The organism is Mucilaginibacter rivuli (assembly GCF_019391655.1).
GTDB lineage: Bacteria > Bacteroidota > Bacteroidia > Sphingobacteriales > Sphingobacteriaceae > Mucilaginibacter > Mucilaginibacter rivuli.
Window position 1 is genome coordinate 1 of record NZ_JAHXPQ010000013.1, and the last position, 5,481, is coordinate 5,481.

The 5,481-nt window shown below is 48.3% G+C and carries 2 tRNA genes and 3 rRNA genes; all 5 read right to left on the reverse strand.

The features are described 5' to 3' along the window. Positions 1 to 44 precede the first annotated feature (44 nt). The 5 genes from rrf to KXQ82_RS19755 all read right to left on the reverse strand — a co-directional run bounded on the left by rrf (position 45) and on the right by KXQ82_RS19755 (position 5,443). A 5S ribosomal RNA gene (rrf, locus tag KXQ82_RS19735) occupies positions 45 to 156 on the reverse strand. A 192-nt stretch (positions 157 to 348) separates the two neighbouring features. Next, positions 349 to 3,228 (reverse strand): 23S ribosomal RNA (locus KXQ82_RS19740). A 257-nt stretch (positions 3,229 to 3,485) separates the two neighbouring features. Then, positions 3,486 to 3,559 (reverse strand) — tRNA-Ala (locus KXQ82_RS19745). 22 nt (positions 3,560 to 3,581) lie between these two features. Further along, positions 3,582 to 3,656, reverse strand: a tRNA-Ile gene (locus tag KXQ82_RS19750). A 265-nt stretch (positions 3,657 to 3,921) separates the two neighbouring features. Beyond that, positions 3,922 to 5,443: ribosomal RNA gene (locus tag KXQ82_RS19755) — 16S ribosomal RNA — on the reverse strand. Together the 16S, 23S and 5S rRNA genes with 2 tRNA genes alongside form the textbook arrangement of a ribosomal RNA operon. Between the last annotated feature and the right edge of the window lie 38 nt (positions 5,444 to 5,481).

Sequence of the window (5,481 nt, forward strand, 5' to 3'; positions counted from 1 at the left end):
CACAAAAAAGCCCCCCGATATTACTAAAGGGGGGCTGATTTAAGATTGGGCACCGACCTACTCTCCCACGTTTTACCGCAGTACCATCGGCTCTGGCGGGCTTGACTTCTCTGTTCGGAATGGGAAGAGGTAGACACCGCCGATATAGGCACCTGAATTTCATTAATGTTGATTGGTTGATTGGGTTATTTGTTGATTAGTTTCTTGGTTTTATAACCATTCACTTAGTCAACTCAGTCCAACTACTCACCAATGAACAATGACATATTATTGAAAGAAGTAAGTTTTAGAGAAAACAACAGCTTTGTTGTTCGGCTGAGTGCAAGCACTCAGCCTTAGTTACCTGCTATGAGAAAGCTTCGGATTATTAGTATTACTCGGCTATGATGTCACCACCTTTACACCTGTAACCTATCAACGTAGTAGTCTGCTACGATCCTCAATGGAAGTCTCATCTTGTGGCTAGTTTCGCACTTAGATGCTTTCAGCGCTTATCTATTCCAAACGTAGCTACTCTGCAGTACAGCTGGCGCCATAACAGATTCACTAGAGGTTTGTCCAACCCGGTCCTCTCGTACTAAGGTCAGCCCCACTCAAACTTCCAACGCCCACAACAGATAGGGACCGAACTGTCTCGCGACGTTCTGAACCCAGCTCGCGTGCCACTTTAATGAGCGAACAGCTCAACCCTTGGGACCTTCTCCAGCCCCAGGATGTGACGAGCCGACATCGAGGTGCCAAACCTCCCCGTCGATATGAGCTCTTGGGGGAGATCAGCCTGTTATCCCCAGCGTACCTTTTATCCTTTGAGCGATGGCCCTTCCATGCAGAACCACCGGATCACTATATCCGTCTTTCGACCCAGCTCGGCTTGTCTGCCTCACTGTCAAGCAAGCTTATGCTATTGCACTCCACGTACGGTTACCAAGCGTACTGAGCTTACCTTTGAAAGCCTCCGTTACCTTTTTGGAGGCGACCACCCCAGTCAAACTACCCGCCAAACAATGTCCTCCACATAATGGAGTTAGACACCAAATACAGAAAGGGTGGTATTTCAACGTTGACTAACCGACTCCTAGCGAAGCCGGATCACAGTCTCCCACCTATCCTACACATCCTGTATCCGATATCAATGTTAAGTTGTAGTGAAGGTGCATGGGGTCTTTCCGTCCCGTTGCGGGTAACCGGCGTCTTCACCGATACCACAATTTCACCGAGCTCATGGCTGAGACAGCGCCCAGATCGTTACACCATTCGTGCAGGTCGGAACTTACCCGACAAGGAATTTCGCTACCTTAGGACCGTTATAGTTACGGCCGCCGTTTACCGGGGCTTCGATTCAATGCTTCGCCTTGCGACTAACATCCCCTCTTAACCTTCCGGCACCGGGCAGGTGTCAGGCCTTATACGTCATCTCTCGATTTTGCAAAGCCATGTGTTTTTGTTAAACAGTCGCCTGGGCCTTTTCACTGCGGCTGATATTGCTATCAGCGCCCCTTCTCCCGAAGTTACAGGGCCATTTTGCCGAGTTCCTTAGCCATGATTCACTCGAGCACCTTAGGATTCTCTCCTCGACTACCTGTGTCGGTTTACGGTACGGGGTTTTATAACCTGAAGCTTAGCAGGTTTTCTTGGAAGTCTGATTACCTGAACTATCCCATCCCCCGAAGGTTCCGAGTACTATCGATTTTCAGCAAAGTCTGCGTACTTAACTACAAACCCTATACCTACAATCTTTAACGAACTATTCCGTCAGTTCGCGTCAGTTTCACTACTCCGTCACTGCATCGCAGTTATAAAACGTACTGGAATATTAACCAGTTATCCATCGGCTACGCCATTCGGCTTCACCTTAGGCCCCGACTAACCCTGATCCGATTAGCGTTGATCAGGAAACCTTAGTCTTTCGGTGGGCGGGTTTCTCTCCCGCCTTATCGTTACTTATGCCTACATTTGCTTTTCTACAATCTCCACAGTAACTTACGTATCTGCTTCGCCGACAGTAGAATGCTCCCCTACCAGATGCATTGCTGCAAATCCATAGCTTCGGTATACCACTTGATGCCCGTTTATTATCCATGCCCGATCGCTCGACTAGTGAGCTGTTACGCACTCTTTAAATGAATGGCTGCTTCCAAGCCAACATCCTAGCTGTCTGTGCAATCGGACCTCGTTAGTTCAACTTAGTGGTAATTTAGGGACCTTAGCTGATGGTCTGGGTTCTTTCCCTCTCGGCCCTGGACCTTAGCACCCAGAGCCTCACTCCAGCGTATATTATATAGCATTCGGAGTTTATCTGGATTTGGTAGGATTTGACTCCCCCGCACCCAATTAGTAGCTCTACCTCTATATAACTCAACCGCCAGGCTGTTCCTAAAAACATTTCGGGGAGTACGAGCTATTTCCCAGTTTGATTAGCCTTTCACCCCTACCCACAGATCATCCGGAAACTTTTCAACGTTTATCGGTTCGGTCCTCCAGTACCTGTTACGGCACCTTCAACCTGTCCATGGGTAGATCACAAGGTTTCGCGTCTACCCCCTCTGACTGCACGCCCTATTCAGACTCGCTTTCGCTTCGGCTGCGTGACTTAATCACTTAACCTTGCCAGAGAGGAGTAACTCGTAGGCTCATTATGCAAAAGGCACGCCGTCACAGAACAAGTCTGCTCCGACCGCTTGTAAGTACACGGTTTCAGGTTCTATTTCACTCCCCTGTTCGGGGTTCTTTTCACCTTTCCCTCACGGTACTGGTTCACTATCGGTCTCTCAGGAGTATTTAGCCTTACCGGATGGTGCCGGCAGATTCCCACAAGGCGTCTCCGACCTCGCGGTACTCAGGAACATACTAGGTTATTATTACTTACACTTACGCAGCTCTCATGCTCTATGGCCAGGTTTCCCACCCTGTTCAGTTTCGTGTTAATATACCACATTGTAGTCCTACAACCCCCATTATGCCGTAACATAATAGGTTTGGGCTTCTTCCCTTTCGCTCGCCACTACTCAGGAAATCACTATTGTTTTCTCTTCCTCTGCTTACTTAGATGTTTCAGTTCAGCAGGTTCGCGCATTATATGCATCCATTCTTCAAATGGATAGGTTTCCCCATTCGGAAATCCGCGGATCAATTCATATTTGCTGATCCCCGCGGCTTATCGCAGCTTATCACGTCCTTCATCGCCTCTGAGAGCCAAGGCATCCCCCGTGTACCCTTTCTTACTTTCTTCTACTATACCGCCTTTTGCTCGGTATGTATGCTTTTTGATATGATTGCCGTTTATTCGTCATTCCACAGTCCGATCAGTCGGTATTGCTACCTCGTTTTCATCGTATTTCGTAACTTCTAAAGCCAACAACCGTCTCTACTGTTGTTTTCTCTTTATTTACTTCTTCCAATATGTCAAAGAACTTTTACCCCGGTCCTCACATTGCGTGATCGCCTTTGTCAATATCTCACCCTTGGTAGGGTCTGAGTGGGTATCGTGGAGAATAACGGATTCGAACCGTTGACCCCCTGCGTGCAAGGCAGGTGCTCTAGCCAGCTGAGCTAATCCCCCTAAAGTCAAGTTTGTACTTTTGTAGTCCGGAGCAGATTTGAACTGCTGACCCCTACATTATCAGTGTAGTGCTCTAACCAAACTGAGCTACCGGACTATTTTTGTTTGTCAGTCATTAGGTCATTCGTCATTTCGTCATTTGTTTCCGGTTAGCCGCTTTTGCTAACTAACTTTTGACTTTTAACTTTTGACTTTTAACTTCCTAAACTGCCAAACCAGTCCTGTATACCTATTATAGTTACAGCCACCAATTGGCTTGTCTTTTGGGTGTTTTTTTTTAAAAAAGAGTAACATGAACATAGCGGATAAGATCTATCCGCGGATGAGAAAAAAAAAGATGAGAGATAAAGTACCTGCTCCAGAAAGGAGGTATTCCAGCCGCACCTTCCGGTACGGCTACCTTGTTACGACTTAGCCCCAGTTACCGACTTTACCCTAGGACGCTCCTTGCGGTTACGCACTTCAGGTACTTCCAGCTTCCATGGCTTGACGGGCGGTGTGTACAAGGCCCGGGAACGTATTCACCGCATCATTGCTGATATGCGATTACTAGCGAATCCAACTTCACGGGGTCGAGTTGCAGACCCCGATCCGAACTGTGATCAGCTTTAAGAGATTTGCATCCTGTTGCCAGGTAGCTGCCCTCTGTACTGACCATTGTAGCACGTGTGTAGCCCCGGACGTAAGGGCCATGATGACTTGACGTCGTCCCCTCCTTCCTCTCTACTTGCGTAGGCAGTCTGTTTAGAGTCCCCACCTTAACGTGCTGGCAACTAAACATAGGGGTTGCGCTCGTTGCGGGACTTAACCCAACACCTCACGGCACGAGCTGACGACAGCCATGCAGCACCTAGTTTCGTGTCCCGAAGGACTGATACGTCTCTGTATCATTCACTAACTTTCAAGCCCGGGTAAGGTTCCTCGCGTATCATCGAATTAAACCACATGCTCCTCCGCTTGTGCGGGCCCCCGTCAATTCCTTTGAGTTTCACCCTTGCGGGCGTACTCCCCAGGTGGAACACTTAACGCTTTCGCTTAGACGCTAACTGTATATCGCTAACATCGAGTGTTCATCGTTTAGGGCGTGGACTACCAGGGTATCTAATCCTGTTTGATCCCCACGCTTTCGTGCCTCAGCGTCAATAAAACCATAGTAAGCTGCCTTCGCAATTGGTGTTCTGTGACATATCTATGCATTTCACCGCTACTTGTCACATTCCGCCTACCTCTAGTCCATTCAAGCCCATCAGTATCAAAGGCACTGCGATAGTTAAGCTACCGTCTTTCACCCCTGACTTAATAGGCCGCCTACGCACCCTTTAAACCCAATAAATCCGGATAACGCTTGGATCCTCCGTATTACCGCGGCTGCTGGCACGGAGTTAGCCGATCCTTATTCTCAGAGTACATTCAGCTCATTACACGTAATGAGGTTTATTCCCCTGCAAAAGCAGTTTACAACCCGTAGGGCCGTCTTCCTGCACGCGGCATGGCTGGTTCAGGCTTTCGCCCATTGACCAATATTCCTTACTGCTGCCTCCCGTAGGAGTCTGGTCCGTGTCTCAGTACCAGTGTGGGGGGTCATCCTCTCAGATCCCCTAGACATCGTCGCCTTGGTGGGCCGTTACCCCGCCAACTAGCTAATGTCCCGCATGCCCATCTTATCCCTATAAATATTTGATTATTAAACAATGCTGTTCAATAATGTTATGCGGTGTTAATCTCTCTTTCGAGAGGCTATCCCCCTGGATAAGGTAGGTTACATACGTGTTACGCACCCGTGCGCCACTCTCATGGAAAGCAAGCTCTCCAATCCCGTCCGACTTGCATGTATTAGGCCTGCCGCTAGCGTTCATCCTGAGCCAGGATCAAACTCTCCATTGTAAATTTTAAGTTTTGATTATCTGACTCTACTTTATTAT